The organism is Hydrogenophaga soli (assembly GCF_054777695.1).
Genome location: NZ_BAAHAK010000002.1, coordinates 308367 through 322064, shown reverse-complemented (window position 1 = coordinate 322064; position 13698 = coordinate 308367). Strand labels below are relative to the sequence as shown.

15 protein-coding genes are annotated in these 13698 nt (G+C 65.3%); 4 read left to right on the top strand and 11 right to left on the bottom strand.

From position 1 onward, the window contains the following. Window positions 1-31: 31 nt before the first annotated feature. Window positions 32-1012, bottom strand: a complete 981-nt coding sequence (locus ACYVB7_RS04640) for a BMP family lipoprotein (protein ID WP_460505416.1) — start codon at window positions 1010-1012, stop codon at window positions 32-34. A 110-nt stretch (window positions 1013-1122) separates the two neighbouring features. On the opposite strand from ACYVB7_RS04640, the gene add reads away from it, so the two are divergent. The 3 genes from add to ACYVB7_RS04625 are packed head-to-tail and all read left to right on the top strand — an operon-like array spanning window position 1123 to window position 4037. Further along, the gene (add, locus tag ACYVB7_RS04635; protein ID WP_460505415.1) at window positions 1123-2142 is read left to right on the top strand and encodes an adenosine deaminase family protein; all 1020 of its coding nucleotides are present in this window, start codon (window positions 1123-1125) and stop codon (window positions 2140-2142) included. Continuing rightward, window positions 2139-3092, top strand: a complete 954-nt coding sequence (locus ACYVB7_RS04630) for a carbohydrate kinase family protein (RefSeq protein ID WP_460505414.1) — start codon at window positions 2139-2141, stop codon at window positions 3090-3092. Before add ends, ACYVB7_RS04630 begins: the two co-directional genes overlap by 4 nt. A gap of 6 nt (window positions 3093-3098) precedes the next feature. After that, on the top strand, window positions 3099-4037 hold the full coding sequence (locus tag ACYVB7_RS04625; RefSeq protein WP_460505413.1) for a pseudouridine-5'-phosphate glycosidase: 939 nt from the start codon (window positions 3099-3101) through the stop codon (window positions 4035-4037). Here the strand turns inward: ACYVB7_RS04625 and ACYVB7_RS04620 are convergent. The 6 genes from ACYVB7_RS04620 to ACYVB7_RS04595 all read right to left on the bottom strand — a co-directional run bounded on the left by ACYVB7_RS04620 (window position 4028) and on the right by ACYVB7_RS04595 (window position 9352). Further along, a complete protein-coding gene (locus tag ACYVB7_RS04620) occupies window positions 4028-5263 on the bottom strand; it encodes a DUF3426 domain-containing protein (RefSeq protein ID WP_460505412.1) in 1236 nt (411 codons plus the stop codon). The genes ACYVB7_RS04625 and ACYVB7_RS04620 overlap by 10 nt on opposite strands. 22 nt (window positions 5264-5285) lie before the next feature. Further along, window positions 5286-6179, bottom strand: coding sequence for a 50S ribosomal protein L11 methyltransferase (gene prmA, locus ACYVB7_RS04615; RefSeq protein ID WP_460505411.1), 894 nt, complete (start codon window positions 6177-6179; stop codon window positions 5286-5288). 17 nt (window positions 6180-6196) lie between these two features. Continuing rightward, complete coding sequence (gene accC, locus ACYVB7_RS04610) at window positions 6197-7546, bottom strand: acetyl-CoA carboxylase biotin carboxylase subunit (protein WP_460505410.1); 1350 nt, start codon at window positions 7544-7546, stop codon at window positions 6197-6199. A gap of 10 nt (window positions 7547-7556) precedes the next feature. After that, the gene (gene accB, locus ACYVB7_RS04605; RefSeq protein ID WP_460505409.1) at window positions 7557-8015 is read right to left on the bottom strand and encodes an acetyl-CoA carboxylase biotin carboxyl carrier protein; all 459 of its coding nucleotides are present in this window, start codon (window positions 8013-8015) and stop codon (window positions 7557-7559) included. A 198-nt stretch (window positions 8016-8213) separates the two neighbouring features. Further along, window positions 8214-8738 carry a TlpA disulfide reductase family protein gene (locus ACYVB7_RS04600; RefSeq protein WP_460505408.1) on the bottom strand — a complete coding sequence of 175 codons (525 nt, stop codon included), beginning with the start codon at window positions 8736-8738 and terminating at the stop codon, window positions 8214-8216. Continuing rightward, window positions 8735-9352 carry a hypothetical protein gene (locus ACYVB7_RS04595; protein ID WP_460505407.1) on the bottom strand — a complete coding sequence of 206 codons (618 nt, stop codon included), beginning with the start codon at window positions 9350-9352 and terminating at the stop codon, window positions 8735-8737. The genes ACYVB7_RS04600 and ACYVB7_RS04595 overlap by 4 nt, the downstream gene beginning before the upstream one ends. A 56-nt stretch (window positions 9353-9408) precedes the next feature. On the opposite strand from ACYVB7_RS04595, the gene mpl reads away from it, so the two are divergent. After that, entirely contained in the window at window positions 9409-10812 is a 1404-nt protein-coding gene (mpl, locus tag ACYVB7_RS04590) for a UDP-N-acetylmuramate:L-alanyl-gamma-D-glutamyl-meso-diaminopimelate ligase (RefSeq protein ID WP_460505406.1), read from the top strand. A 34-nt stretch (window positions 10813-10846) separates the two neighbouring features. On the opposite strand, the gene ACYVB7_RS04585 is transcribed toward mpl, so the two are convergent. The 4 genes from ACYVB7_RS04585 to xrtH form a co-directional block, all read right to left on the bottom strand. Next, the gene (locus tag ACYVB7_RS04585) at window positions 10847-11167 is read right to left on the bottom strand and encodes a hypothetical protein (RefSeq protein ID WP_460505405.1); all 321 of its coding nucleotides are present in this window, start codon (window positions 11165-11167) and stop codon (window positions 10847-10849) included. Window positions 11168-11237: 70 nt separating this feature from the next. Then, complete coding sequence (locus ACYVB7_RS04580) at window positions 11238-12365, bottom strand: 3-deoxy-7-phosphoheptulonate synthase (protein ID WP_460505404.1); 1128 nt, start codon at window positions 12363-12365, stop codon at window positions 11238-11240. Window positions 12366-12589: 224 nt separating this feature from the next. Next, window positions 12590-13177 carry an exosortase H-associated membrane protein gene (locus tag ACYVB7_RS04575; protein ID WP_460505703.1) on the bottom strand — a complete coding sequence of 196 codons (588 nt, stop codon included), beginning with the start codon at window positions 13175-13177 and terminating at the stop codon, window positions 12590-12592. A gap of 16 nt (window positions 13178-13193) precedes the next feature. After that, complete coding sequence (gene xrtH / locus ACYVB7_RS04570; protein ID WP_460505403.1) at window positions 13194-13682, bottom strand: exosortase H; 489 nt, start codon at window positions 13680-13682, stop codon at window positions 13194-13196. Window positions 13683-13698 lie beyond the last annotated feature (16 nt).

The following is a 13698-nucleotide window of genomic DNA, read 5'->3' as shown; positions in this document are numbered from 1 at the left end:
CTAGCGCTTTATTGATAAGCGCCAGGTGCTATCAATATTTACAAGCGTTGTCGGCCATGTAGTCGGCCACCTTGACCTTGCCGCTGAGGATGTCGGCCTTGGCGTCTTCCACGGCCTTCTTCATCTCGGGCGTGACCAGCTTGGCGTTGTATTCGTCCATGGCGTAGTCCACGCCACCTTCCTTCAGGCCCAGCACGGTCAGGCCGGGGGTGTGCGCCTTGGCCACGTTGTAGATGGCCACGTCCACACGCTTGAGCATGGAGGTCAGCATGGTGCCGGGCTGCAGGTGGTTCTGGTTGCTGTCCACGCCAATGGCCAGCTTGCCCGCGTCCTTGGCGGCCTGGTACACACCCACGCCGGTGCCCCCGGCGGCGGCAAACACCACGTCCACCCCGCGGTTGAACTGGGCCTTGGTCAGCTCACCCCCACGAGCGGGGTCGTTCCAGGCCGCGCCGGTGGTGCCGGTCATGTTGGCAATGACTTCGGCCTTGGGGTTCGTGGCTTTCACGCCTTGTTCGTAGCCACACTGGAACTTGCGGATCAGCGGAATGTCCATGCCGCCCACAAAGCCCAGCTTGCCCGTCTTGCTGGCCTTGGCCGCCATCACGCCCACCAAGTAGCTGCCTTCATGCTCCTTGAACACCACCGATTGCACGTTGGGCAGGTTGACCACCATGTCGATGATGGCGAACTTCAGCTTGGGGAACTCCTTGGCCACCTTCTCGATGCTGGAGGCCTGGCCAAAACCGATGCCGATGATGGGACTGGCCCCACGCTCGGCCATGCGGCGAATGGCCTGTTCACGCTGGGTTTCGTTGGCGATTTCAAAATCCAGGTACTTGCCGCCGGTTTCCTTCTTCCAGCGCTCCATGCCCTCGTAAGCCGCCTGGTTGAAGGACTTGTCGAACTTGCCCCCCATGTCAAACACCACCGCCGGTTCGGCGTGGGCGGTCACGGCAGCAGCACACAGGGCGGCAACAGCGCCCAACTTGAAAGAAGCAAACAGCGTCATGGGATAGGCCCTCGGTTCAAAAAGCAACACCAAAACAGGGTGGCAAACGTTTGCCACGCACTTCATAATACTTGAGTTTTGCGTTTTCGAACCCCCACTCTTTCAACACCATGACCCAGTCTGTCACCCCAGCCCCTCAAACCACCGCCCAATGGCTGGCCCTGCCCAAAATCAGCCTGCACGAGCACATCGACGGCAGCCTGCGCCCGCAAACCCTGTGGGAGCTGTGCCTGCAACGCGGCCTGAGCCTGCCCTGCGCCAACGCCAGCGACGTGGCCGCCTGGATGTGGAACAACGCCAACGCAGGCAGCCTGGAAAAGTACCTGGAAGGCTTTCGCTACACCGTGGAAGCCATGGCCAGCGAAGCCGCCTGCGAACGCGTGGCCCGTGAACTGGCCGAAGACGCCCACGCCGATGGCTGCGTGCTGGCCGAGTTCCGGTTTGCACCCCAGCTGTTCATCGACCTGGGCCTGAGCCCCGAAGCCGCCACCGAGGCCGTGCTGCGTGGTTTTGCCCAAAGCCCCATCCCCTGCGGCCTCATCGTGTGTGGCATGCGCCACCACAACCCCAGCGTCACCCGCGAAGCCGCGGCGCTGGCCGTGCGTTACGCCGGTCAGGGCGTGGTGGGTTTTGACCTGGCCGGGCCAGAGTTTGGCTTTCCCGCCACCGACCACACCGACGCCATCCGCGTGGCCCTGGACGGCGGCCTGGGCGTGACCCTGCACGCCGGTGAGGCCGACGCCGGTCACCGGGTGCTGGAAGCCGCCCGCCTGGGCGCCACCCGCATCGGCCACGGCGTGCGCGTGGTCGACCAGGCCGACTGGGCCGAGGAAGCCCGCGCCCTGGGTCTGCACTTCGAGGTGTGCCCCACCAGCAACGTGCAGACCGGTGCCGCCCGCTCGGTGGCCGAACACCCCATTGCCGCCATGCTGGCCGCGGGCCTGAGCGTGTCCTGCTCCACCGACAACCGGCTGGTCTCCGGCACCACCCTCAGCCGTGAGCTGGAGCGCCTGCACACCGAACGCGGCATCGCCCTCCCCGCCCTGCAGCACATGCAGCAGCAGGCCCTGGCCGCTTCGTTCCTGCCTGCGGCGGTCAAGCAACAGGTGGCGCAACGCCTGAACGCTTGAGTCCAGACACCGCCGTGCCCCCACGCTTTGCCTGCATGGGCGCCGCCAACTGGGACCACAAGCTGGTGACCCAGGGCGAACTGCGCCCCGCCAGTTCCAACCCGGTGAGCGCCTGGCCGTCCACCCCGGGCGGCGTGGCCCGCAACCTGGCCGAAAACCTGGTGGCCCTGGGGGCCGACGTGGCCTTGGCCTGTGTGCTGGGCGACGACCCGGCCGGGCACGCCCTGCACGACCACGCCCGCCGCCACGGCATCGACACCCGCCCCGTGCTGTTCGAACCGGCGCAGCCCACCGGCAGTTACACCGCCGTGCTCAACCCCCAGGGCGGGCTGGAATGGGCGTTTTCGGCCATGCCCAGCAGCCAGCACCCACCGCCCGACTTCCTGCCCCGCGCACAGGCGGCCCTGGTGACCCAAGGCCGGGGCGTGGCCGACCTGAACCTGCCCCAGGCCTGGTTGCAGGCCCTGGTGGACCACGCGGCGCAGCTCCATTGCCCCTTGGCACTGGTGGCCGTGTCCGAAGCCAAGATGGCCCACCTGCCCCAGCGGCTGGAGGGCGTTGCCCTGCTGGTGCTCAACCAGGGCGAATTGGCCGCCCTGGGCGACACCCCGACTTCAGACGGCACACTGGCTGACCTCGGCACCCTGGAAGCGGTCTGGGCCACCCTGCACGCGCGGGGCCTGCAGCACCTGCTGGTGACCCGCGGGGCCGAAGGGGCGGCTTATTCCGACGGTCCGCGGTTGCGCACGCTGCCCGCACCGCGCCCGTCCCGCCACGCCATTGCCGACGTCACCGGCGCGGGCGATGCGTTTTCCGCCGCCGCCGTGTGGACCCTGATGGGCCTGCAACAACCGCTGGCGCAGGCCTGCGAAGCGGGCATCCAGGCGGCCATGCAGGTGTTGACCTCGCGCCACAGCGCCCTGCCCTCTTCCTCTCACACTGGACACTGAACCACCATGACCCACCCTCTGTTGCTGTCCGCCGAGGTGCAAACCGCCCAAGACCGCGGGCTGCCCATCGTGGCCCTGGAATCCACCATCGTCGCCCATGGCATGCCCTGGCCTCAGAACCTGGAGACTGCGCTGGCCGTGGAGCAGGTGGTGCGCGACCACGGGGCCGTGCCCGCCACCCTGGCGGTGCTGGACGGCCAGCTGTGCATCGGCCTCAACGCCGAGCAATTGCGCCGCGTGGCCACCAGCCCGGACATGGCCAAGGCCAGCCGTCGCGACCTGGCCCATGCCGTCTCCCAGCGCAGCAGCGCCGCCACCACCGTGGCCGCCACCATGATCCTGGCCCACCTGGCGGGCATTGAGGTGTTTGTGACCGGCGGCATTGGCGGCGTGCACCGTGACGCGGCCCAAACCTTCGACATTTCCGCCGACCTGCAAGAACTCGCCCGCACCCCCGTGGCCGTGGTGTGTGCAGGGGCCAAGTCCATCCTGGACATTGGTCTGACGCTGGAGTACCTGGAAACCCACGGCGTGCCGGTGCTGTCCTGCGGCCAAGACCACTTTGCGGCCTTCTACTGCCGCGACAGCGGCTTCAAGGCCGACTTCCGGCTGGACGACCCGGCCCAGCAGGCCAACTTTGTGCGCGCCCACTGGAACCTGGGTCTGGGCAGCGGCGTGGTCCTCAGCACCCCGGTGCCCGAAGCCCAGGCCCTGCCCCGTGCCGAAGTGGACGCCTGGATTGCCCAGGCCCTGGCCGAAGCCAAGGCCCAGCACATCACCGGCAAGGCCATCACGCCGTTCCTGCTGGCGCGCATCAAGGCCCTCAGCCAGGGCCGCAGCCTGGTCACCAACCAGGCCCTGGTGCTGCACAACGCCGAAGTGGGGGCCCGCCTGGCGGTGGCCCTGCAAGCCAACCGCCCGTCGCGGTCCACCGTTCAGGGGTAGAACACCAACACGCGGTACCCGGCGGAGCGCAGGTCCTTCAGGCCCAGGCGCACGCTCAGGACGGTGGTGGTTTGCGGCGGCAGGGTGGTCTGCGGCGCAGACCAATCGCCGGGCAGCAGCACCCGGCGCACCGCCACGTCGTCCTGGGCATCGGTGAGGCTCAGCTCCAGCGCGGGCATGGCCACCGGCACGTGGGCATGGCTTTTCAGCCCCACCTCCAACCGGTACACCCCATCGCGCTCGCGCACAAGGGCGGAACTGTCGATGGACACCGACTCGATGTGCCGCCAGGGCTCCACGGCACAGCCCACGCGCTGGCACACCGCGTCCAGCGCGGGCCGCAGTTCGGGCACCGCGGCAGCCAGCCAGTCGCGCCGGTCAAACGCCACCTGGGCGGCCAGCGCCAGCACCAACAGCAGCAGCGACACGGCCAGCCCCCCCACCACCCACGGGCGCTGCCAGAAGGCCTGGCGCCGGGCCTGTCGCACAAAGCCGATGCGCGACGTGTCCAGCACAGGGGCGGGTTCTTCCGCCAGGGCGTCCGGTCCATCGGGTTCGACGACCGGAGCCTCCTCGGCTGACACGGGTTGTGATGTCGGCTCAGGTTCGGGGGTGGCCTCCGGCCCGTCCAGGGACTCTGCCATGGGCTGGGTTTCGGGGGCAGACGCATCCAGCTTGGCGGAGGCGTCGGGTTGGGTGTCCGCGTTGGGCTGGGTGGGGGAAAAATCAGACGGGGCGGACGGCATCACCACCGGAAGCAGGGTCACCCGCGGTTTGAAAGCCGCCGACGGCTCCGATCGCGGCATGGTCAGCAGGAACCTGGGCACATCCAAGGGTGGAGTGCCTGCCGGGGGCAACGGAACGTCCGCCTCCATCGGGGCGGCACCCGGAGATGACTCTGGCTCTGGCTCTGGCTCTGGTGTCGGCACCTGCGCCATGATGGGTTCTGGAACAGGGGCCGCAACGGGAGCCGGAACAGGCGGCGTCGGCACCGGTTCTGGCGCGGGCACCTCCCGGGACTCCTGGCGCAACACGATCGACACCTGCGAGGGCACCGCCGCGGTGGGCGTGCGTGCGCCCGCGGGCTCCGCCACGCCCATGGCGCTGCGGGCGTCGAACACCTCGCTGCACTTGCCGCAACGCACCCAGCCCTGAGAGATTTTGAGCTGATCCGGCACCACCCTGAACCGGGTGCCACAGGCGGGGCACTGGGTGATGGAGGCCATGGGCAAACGGATCAGTGCAAGCTCAGTCGGCACCCGGCGCGGTGGCCGTCATGAGGATCCAGCCCTCTTGCTCATCGGCCACGTCCAGCCGCACATGGGGGGCGTAGGCTTCCTTGAGCTCATCGGCCTGCCGCGACAGGATGCCCGCCAGCACCAGCGATGCCCCCGGGGCCAGGTGGCCGCACAGCAAGGGAGCCAGCACCTTGAGCGGCGTGGCCAGGATGTTGGCCAGCACCACCTGGTACTGCCCTTGGGCACGGTCGGGCAAACCTGCGTTCAGCGCCACATGGTTGGCGGCCGCGTTGATCTGGGTGGACGAGACCGCGGCGGGATCGATGTCCACCGCGTCGGTGTCACCGGCGCCATGCAGCTTGGCGGCCATGGCCAAGATGCCCGAGCCGCACCCGTAGTCGAGCACGCGCCGACCGCTGAGGTCGTGACCGGCAATCCACCGCAAGCACATGCGGGTGGTGGGGTGGGTGCCGGTGCCGAACGCCAAGCCTGGGTCCAGGCGCAGCACCTTCTGTGCAGCGGCGGGCGGCTCGTGCCAGGTGGGCACGATCCAGAACGTGGGGGTGATGTCCACCGGGTCGAACTGCGACTGTGTCAAGCGCACCCAATCTTGCTCCGGCACGGGCTGAACGCCCACCACTTCCGCACCCTCAAAAAAGTCCTGCACCACCAGCAAGCGCGCGGCATCGTCGGCCTGCGCTTGGGTGGCAAACAGCGCCGTCACCGTGGACCGCTGCCAACCCGCCTTGGGCGCGGGCATGCCCGGCTCACCGAACAAGGCCTGCTCGTGCGGGGTTTGGGCATCGGCATCCTCCACCGACACACTGAGCGCATCCAGCGACTCCAGCGCCTCGCTGACGGGTTCGACGCCCTCTTCGGGCACGCGCAGCACCAGTTCAAACATGCAGATGTCCTACGGTTTCAGCGCTGGCGTTGGGCCAGCCACTCTTCCAGGTAATGGATGTTGGTGCCGCCGGTGATGAAGTTGGCGTCCACCATCAGTTCGCGGTGCAGCGGAATGTTGGTGTGGATGCCTTCCACCACCGTCTCGGCCAGGGCCGTGCGCATGCGGGCCAGCGCCTGTTCGCGGGTGTCCCCGTGCACAATGATCTTGCCCACCATGGAGTCGTAGTTGGACGGCACAAAGTAGTTGGCGTACACGTGCGAGTCGACCCGCACACCGGGGCCGCCGGGCGCGTGCCAAGTGGTGATGCGGCCAGGCGACGGCGTGAACTTGTAAGGGTCTTCGGCGTTGATGCGGCACTCGATGGCATGCCCACGCAACTGCACCTGACGCTGGGTGAAGGGCAGCTTCTCGCCGTAAGCCACCGCGATTTGGGTGCGCACGATGTCGATGCCGGTGATCCACTCCGTGACCGGGTGCTCCACCTGCACGCGGGTGTTCATTTCGATGAAATAGAACTCGCCGTTTTCGTACAGGAACTCGAAGGTGCCCGCACCGCGGTAGCCGATCTTCTTGCACGCGGCAGCACAGCGTTCGCCAATTTTTTCGATCAGGCGACGGGGGATGCCGGGGGCCGGGGCTTCCTCAATCACCTTCTGGTGGCGCCGCTGCATGGAGCAGTCGCGCTCGTGCAGGTACACCGCGTTGCGGTGCTGGTCGGCCAGCACCTGGATTTCGATGTGGCGCGGGTTCTGGAGGAATTTCTCCATGTACACCGCCGGGTTGCCAAACGCGGCACCGGCTTCGGCCTTGGTGGTCTGCACCGCGTGCAGCAGGGCCGCCTCGGTGTGCACCACGCGCATGCCACGGCCACCGCCACCGCCCGCGGCCTTGATGATGACGGGGTAACCAATGGCCTTGGCCGTGCGTTTGATGACCACCGGGTCGTCAGGCAGTGCACCTTCGGAGCCCGGCACCGTGGGCACACCCGCACGGATCATGGCCTGCTTGGCAGACACCTTGTCGCCCATCAGGCGAATGGATTCCGGGGTGGGGCCAATGAACTTGAACCCACTTTTCTCGACCCGCTCGGCAAAGTCGGCGTTTTCACTCAGGAAGCCATAACCGGGGTGGATGGCCTCGGCGTCGGTGACTTCGGCCGCCGAAATGATGGCCGGCATGTTCAGGTAGCTCTGCCCGGAGGGTGCCGGGCCGATGCACACGGCCTCGTCAGCCAGGCGGACGTATTTGGCGTCGCGGTCGGCCTCGGAGTAGACCATCACGGCTTTGATGCCCATCTCGCGGCAGGCCCGCTGCACGCGCAGCGCAATTTCGCCGCGGTTGGCGATCAGGATCTTTTTGAACATGGATGCGGGCTCACTCGATCACGAACAGGGGCTGACCGTACTCCACGGCGTCGCCGTTCTCCATGAGGATCTGGGTGACGGTGCCGGACTTGTCCGCTTCGATCTCGTTGAGGATCTTCATGGCCTCGACGATGCAGATGGTCTCGCCTTCCTTGACCGTGCTGCCCACTTCCACGAAGGGCTTGGCACCCGGGCTGGACGCACGGTAGAACGTGCCCACCATGGGGGACTTGACCACATGGCCGCTCGGTGCAGCAGGCGCTTCAACCACAGGCGCTGCAGCGGGTGCAGCGGCCAAGGCGACCGCTGGTGCCGGTGCCATTGCTGGGGCGTAGGCCACCACCGGGGCGACACCGCCCACCGGGCCCTTGACGATGCGAACCTTGCCTTCAGCTTCGGTGATCTCCAGCTCCGAGACGTTGGATTCGGAGACCAGATCGATCAGGGTTTTCAGTTTGCGCAAGTCCATGACATCTCCAGCGATTTATCAGCAATTGAATCGAATTTGAGCCAAAAATCTGACCTCAATCCATCGGGCCCAGGCACCCGAAGCCGGGCAGTTTACACGAGGCTTTCACACCACCGCGGACTTCCACCCTCTGCACGCACCAATCAAAAGTCGAAACTTATCGAAAAATCAACCCAGAAGGGTATCTTTCAATCCAATTCACAGAAGTTCCCAGGCCTTCAGATCATCCGGCGTCAGCTTGCCCAGCTTGCGCTGCACCACCGTGCCCGACGTGTCGAAAACCACCGAAAAAGGCAGGCCGCCACTCACATTGCCCAAGGCCCGGGACAACTCCACCCCCTGGGAGCCCGCCAACCCCACGGGGAACGACAGGGGTCGAGCCTGCAAAAAACGCTGAACAGGCGCCAACTGATCCACGGCCAAGCCCACCACCCGCCAACCCCGGGCCTGCTGCGCCCGGTGAAACGCGTCGAGCATGGGCAGCTCTTCCACACAGGGCGGGCACCAAGTGGCCCAAAAATTGAGCACCAGGCGCTGGCCACGCAGGTCGGCCAAGCGCAACACCCCGCCCTGCGGAGATTCGAAACCCTGCGACCAGAGCGCCTGAACCACGTCATCCTCCACCGGAGCGGGACGCATCCGCCACCAGGCGGTTCCAGCGCCAGCCAACGCGGCCAGCGCTGCCACCCCCAGCCAGGTTCGGCGATTCCGTGCGGGCATCATGGTCGACCCTTCCCTGCAACGGGCTCCGCCGCCAACAACGCACGCACCGCAGCCACATCGCCCCGCGCCTTGCGGCCCTGGGCATCGGGCCGGAGCGCCCCACGCAGGTCATCGGCGTCGTACAACACCAAGTGCACACCCACATCTTCGTTCAGTTCCGGGCAGCGTGCTGACACGCTCAACACCTCCACGGTACGCCCGGTGAACCCGGTGGTGGTCCCCACGTCGTACCGCACGCCACGGTTGATCAATTCGATTTCGGCGGATTTGGGGTCGTCACAAAACAACTGCAACCAGACATCGGTCAATCGGGTGGCCGTGCCGTTCCAGACCGCGCCCGTCAGGTGAGGGTGAAAAGCCTGCAAGCGCACCATCCACACCAAAGCCAAGGCCCGCAACGCGGCCAGTTCAGTGGGCTGGGTGTCGCTGCAGAACACCGCCAGGTGTTCGCGCACGGCAGCCTCCAGCACGTCGTTGTCGGGCAGGCGGGTACGCTGGGGCAAGCCCAACTGCTGCACGGCACGGCGTTTGGCGGGGCCGTATTCCAGCCCTTCGTCCACCACCAGCCGGGCGGCGGTGGCGGCGATTTCCAATTCAAGGGTGTCGGTTGACATGGGCGCATTGTGCCCGGGCAACCATCCCTCGGGTGGCGGGTTCTTAGAATCGCCCCATGCACATTCACATCCTGGGCATTTGCGGCACCTTCATGGGGGGTGTCGCCGCCCTGGCCCGCGAGGCCGGCCACCGCGTCACCGGTTGCGACGCGGGCGTCTACCCCCCCATGAGCGACCAGTTGCGGGCATTGGGCATCGACCTGATCGAAGGTTTTGGTGCCGACCAGATGGCGTTGAAGCCCGACGTGTTCGTGGTGGGCAACGTGGTGTCGCGCGCACGCCTGCCCGACGGCTCGCCCAAGTTTCCATTGATGGAAGCCATCCTGGACGCCGGAGCCCGCTACACCAGCGGCCCCCAATGGCTGGCGGAACACGTCTTGCACGGACGGCATGTGCTGGCGGTGGCGGGCACCCACGGCAAGACCACCACCACCTCCATGCTGGCGTGGATCCTGGAATGCGCTGGCCTGCAGCCGGGTTTTCTGGTGGGTGGTGTGCCGCTGAACTTTGGTGTGTCAGCCCGGCTGGGTCAGCAGCCTTGCTTCGTGATCGAAGCCGACGAGTACGACACGGCGTTTTTTGACAAGCGCAGCAAGTTCGTCCACTACCGCCCCCGCACGGCGGTGCTGAACAACCTGGAGTTTGACCACGCCGACATCTTCGACGACTTGGCCGCCATCGAACGCCAATTCCACCACCTGGTGCGCACCGTCCCCCCCAGCGGCCGCGTGGTGGTCAACGACCTGGAGGAAAGCCTCACCCGAGTGTTGCACCAGGGCTGCTGGAGCGAAGTGCGCAGCTTTGGCAGCACGGTGGCCGACTTCAGCGCCGATGGCGATGCCTCGGACTTTGTGGTGCGAACGGCTGCGGCCCACCCCGCCGAAGCGCCCCGTGTGCAATGGTCGCTGAGCGGCACCCACAACCAGCTCAACGCCTTGGCCGCGATGGCAGCAGCTGAACATGTGGGCGTGCCGCCCGCGGTGGCGGCAAAAGCCCTGGCCAGCTTCCAGAACGTGCGCCGCCGCCTGGAGGTGCGTGGCGAGGTGGCAGGGGTGACGGTGTACGACGACTTCGCCCACCACCCCACCGCCATCCGCACCACGGTGGATGGCCTGCGGCAGCGCCTGAACCGGGAAGGGCGTCAGGCCGATCGCATCCTGGCGGTGTTTGAACCCCGCAGCAACACCATGAAGCTGGGGGCCATGAAGGCCCAACTGCCCTGGAGCCTGGAAAGTGCTGACATGGCGTTTTGCCACGCCGCCGGTCTGGGCTGGGATGCAGGCGAAGCCCTGGCCCCCATGGGTGAACGCGCCCAGGTGGCGCAAAACATCGAGGCCCTGGCCGCTCAAGTGCTGTCAGCCGCCCGCCCCGGTGACCACCTGCTGTGCATGAGCAACGGTGGATTCGGCAACATTCACCAGATTCTGCTGGACAAATTGCTAAACAAAACGCAGCAATGAATTCAATCAGAAAAAGCGCTAGAGGCCAATTTCATCAATAACCAATGGTGAGCGTGGGCACATCCACCCTCACCACCGGTTTGGCCAGCGCCGCGCTGGCGGCGCGCGCAAACGCCTGGGCCCAGTCGCGATGTTCGGCATCTGCAAACCGATCCTGCCCTGCGCCCACTGCCACCGCCACCACCTTGTCGGCCGTCAGCACCTTGCCGGTGGCACGAACGGGCTCACATTCCAGCGCCACAAACTGCTCGTCCAGCCAGACGCGGGCGGCCTCGTGCGTCATGGGTTGCACTTCGTCCAGGTCGAAGCGGTACGTGGCTGCATCGCTCCAGCTGACGCTGACTTCACTTTTCATGGTGGCGATTCCTTGAGATCAGGGATGAGACGGATGCGTTTCATTGTGCACCAGCCCCACCCCCACCTCCTCAACGCTGGCGACGCGCCGCCACGGCGTTGGACAGCACCTCCAAGGCCTGGACGGAGTCGTCCCAGCCCAGGCAGGCGTCGGTGATGCTCTTGCCGTACTCCAGGTTGCAGGGATCGTCCTTGCCGGGCGTGAACTTCTGGGCACCGGCCTCCAGGTGGCTTTCGATCATCACCCCGAAGATTCGGGTGGACCCACCGGCGATCTGCCCGGCCACGTCACGCGCCACATCCAACTGCTTCTCGTGTTGTTTGCTGCTGTTGGCGTGGCTGAAGTCCACCATCAGGCTGGGGTGCAGCTTGGCCGCTTCGAGGTCTTTGCAGGCCACCTCGACGCTTGCGGCGTCGTAGTTGGGCCCTTTGCCGCCGCGCAGGATGACGTGGCAGTCTTTGTTGCCCTTGGTCTGCACGATGGCCACCTGGCCATTCTTGTGCACCGACAGGAAGTGGTGGCCACGAGACGCCGCCTGGATGGCATCGGTGGCGATGCGGATGTTGCCGTCGGTGCCATTCTTGAAACCGATGGGCGCTGACAGACCGGAGGCCAGCTCGCGGTGCACCTGGCTTTCGGTGGTGCGGGCCCCGATGGCACCCCAGGAAATCAGGTCGCCAATGTACTGAGGGGAAATCACGTCCAGGAACTCGCTGCCGGCGGGCAAGCCCAGGCGGTTGATCTCGATCAGCAGCTGACGGGCCATGCGCAGACCTTCGTCGATGCGGAAGCTGCCGTCCAGGTACGGGTCGTTGATCAAACCCTTCCAGCCCACGGTGGTGCGGGGCTTTTCGAAATAGACGCGCATCACGATTTCCAGCGTGTCGGCGTATTGGTCACGCACGGCCTTCAGGCGACGGGCGTAGTCAATGGCCGCCGCCGGGTCGTGGATGGAGCAGGGCCCGGTGACGACCAGCAGGCGATCATCCTTCCCGTTCATGATGCGGTGGATGTTCTGGCGCGTCTGGCTGATCAGTGCCTCCACCGCCGTGCCGTGGATGGGGAAGAAGCGAATGAGGTGTTCTGGAGGGGGCAACACGGTGATGTCCTGGATGCGTTCGTCGTCGGTCTGGCTGGTTTTTTCGGCGGTCGCATACCAAGAAGACGGTTGATGCTTGGGGTTCGCAGGGGCGTTCATGCAGGTTCTCCAGGAATCGATTCAGGCCAGGGACAAAAAAAAACCGCCGGGGTTTCCGGCGGTTGGCTTGAGGTGCTTGGGTGCGCTTTTTGAGGGCTCAGGCTTGCATCTCTCGACCGCCGTTGGGGCGTGAGAACCAAAAGTGAGCAAAGTAAAAGCGAGCCGTTTGCATGTCTTGCAATGTAGCACAGTCTGCGAGGAGCGCCGATGCCCATCCGCCGACATCAGCGAAGCTTCTGGCCAAGCGCTGCCGACAAACTGGCCTCCAACCAAACTTGCCTTACAAACTGACGATCCAAGGCCAGCCACAACAGCACAGGCATCAGCGGGGTGAGCATCAGAAAACCAAACTGATACCCATAGGCAATCACCTCCATGAACCACCGTGGCAAGCCCGTCTGTTGCCAAACGCCCGGATCGGTGGATAGCAGCGCTTCGCGCAACCACCGAAAACACATGCTCACAACCTGAGAGGGCACCAATACTGCGGTGCCCAAAGCCAGCTTCCACCACCAGCGCGGGGGGCGAGATGCCAGCAGCAATGCCCACAACAACGCCAAGCCGTAGCCGTACGTCCGGTAATTGACTTCTGGCGCAAGCTCTGCAGACAGCAGCCGCCCGTTCTGTGGCACCAGGACATGCAGTGATGTAAACAACGTGCCCACCGTGCCATGCCGTTCGAAGCCGTGCACCCAATCAAACGTGAACTGCATCACTTCACCTGCCACAGCGATCACCGGTGCCGCCAAATAGGGCGACAGGTAGTACCAAGGCATGATCAACACCAGCAAAACCCCCATGCTGGATAACACAAAACGCAAGATTCGGTTATGCCGTAGCAAGATGGACACCCGACTTGCGAGCCACAGTACGCATCCACAGCAACCACACGATCAACACATCCAGCATGATGAGTGCCTGCCAAAGGTAGAGGTGAGCAAATTCAAAGGCTTCCATGCTCCATTGCCCCAGGTAATACAAGCTGATCACCCGAGCCACATTGGCCACTTGCACGGCCAACAACCCCACGATCACACCCATCAGCTTCAGCAGCCATGGCGACGGAAAGGCCAACATGCCTGCCATGAGGATGATGGCAGCCTCCACCCCATTGCAACCTGCCTCAATGGAAACCCCCATCCCCGTGGCTTGGCTTTGCAACACCCGCCCATGGCTGACCACGTCTGCATCGAAACCGGTCATCAGCCATGCGCATGTCCGCGCCAAAAAATGCGTCCACGGCTCAATCACTGCCACCTGCACAGGATTGAGCATTTCAACCCCGAACAAGAGAGCCAGCACGATCACGAACAGCAAGAAAAAACGAGCCATC

Bases quoted from the DNA above. Each gene is read 5' to 3' on its own strand.
- ACYVB7_RS04585 (WP_460505405.1), bottom strand. From the start codon at position 11,167: ATGAAAAGTGAAGTCAGCGTCAGCTGGAGCGATGCAGCCACGTACCGC.
- ACYVB7_RS04580 (WP_460505404.1), bottom strand. From the start codon at position 12,365: ATGAACGCCCCTGCGAACCCCAAGCATCAACCGTCTTCTTGGTATGCG.
- prmA (WP_460505411.1), bottom strand. From the start codon at position 6,179: ATGTTTGAACTGGTGCTGCGCGTGCCCGAAGAGGGCGTCGAACCCGTC.
- add (WP_460505415.1), top strand. From the start codon at position 1,123: ATGACCCAGTCTGTCACCCCAGCCCCTCAAACCACCGCCCAATGGCTG.
- ACYVB7_RS04600 (WP_460505408.1), bottom strand. From the start codon at position 8,738: ATGATGCCCGCACGGAATCGCCGAACCTGGCTGGGGGTGGCAGCGCTG.
- ACYVB7_RS04595 (WP_460505407.1), bottom strand. From the start codon at position 9,352: ATGTCAACCGACACCCTTGAATTGGAAATCGCCGCCACCGCCGCCCGG.
- ACYVB7_RS04625 (WP_460505413.1), top strand. From the start codon at position 3,099: ATGACCCACCCTCTGTTGCTGTCCGCCGAGGTGCAAACCGCCCAAGAC.
- ACYVB7_RS04640 (WP_460505416.1), bottom strand. From the start codon at position 1,012: ATGACGCTGTTTGCTTCTTTCAAGTTGGGCGCTGTTGCCGCCCTGTGT.
- mpl (WP_460505406.1), top strand. From the start codon at position 9,409: ATGCACATTCACATCCTGGGCATTTGCGGCACCTTCATGGGGGGTGTC.
- accC (WP_460505410.1), bottom strand. From the start codon at position 7,546: ATGTTCAAAAAGATCCTGATCGCCAACCGCGGCGAAATTGCGCTGCGC.
- ACYVB7_RS04620 (WP_460505412.1), bottom strand. From the start codon at position 5,263: ATGGCCTCCATCACCCAGTGCCCCGCCTGTGGCACCCGGTTCAGGGTG.
- accB (WP_460505409.1), bottom strand. From the start codon at position 8,015: ATGGACTTGCGCAAACTGAAAACCCTGATCGATCTGGTCTCCGAATCC.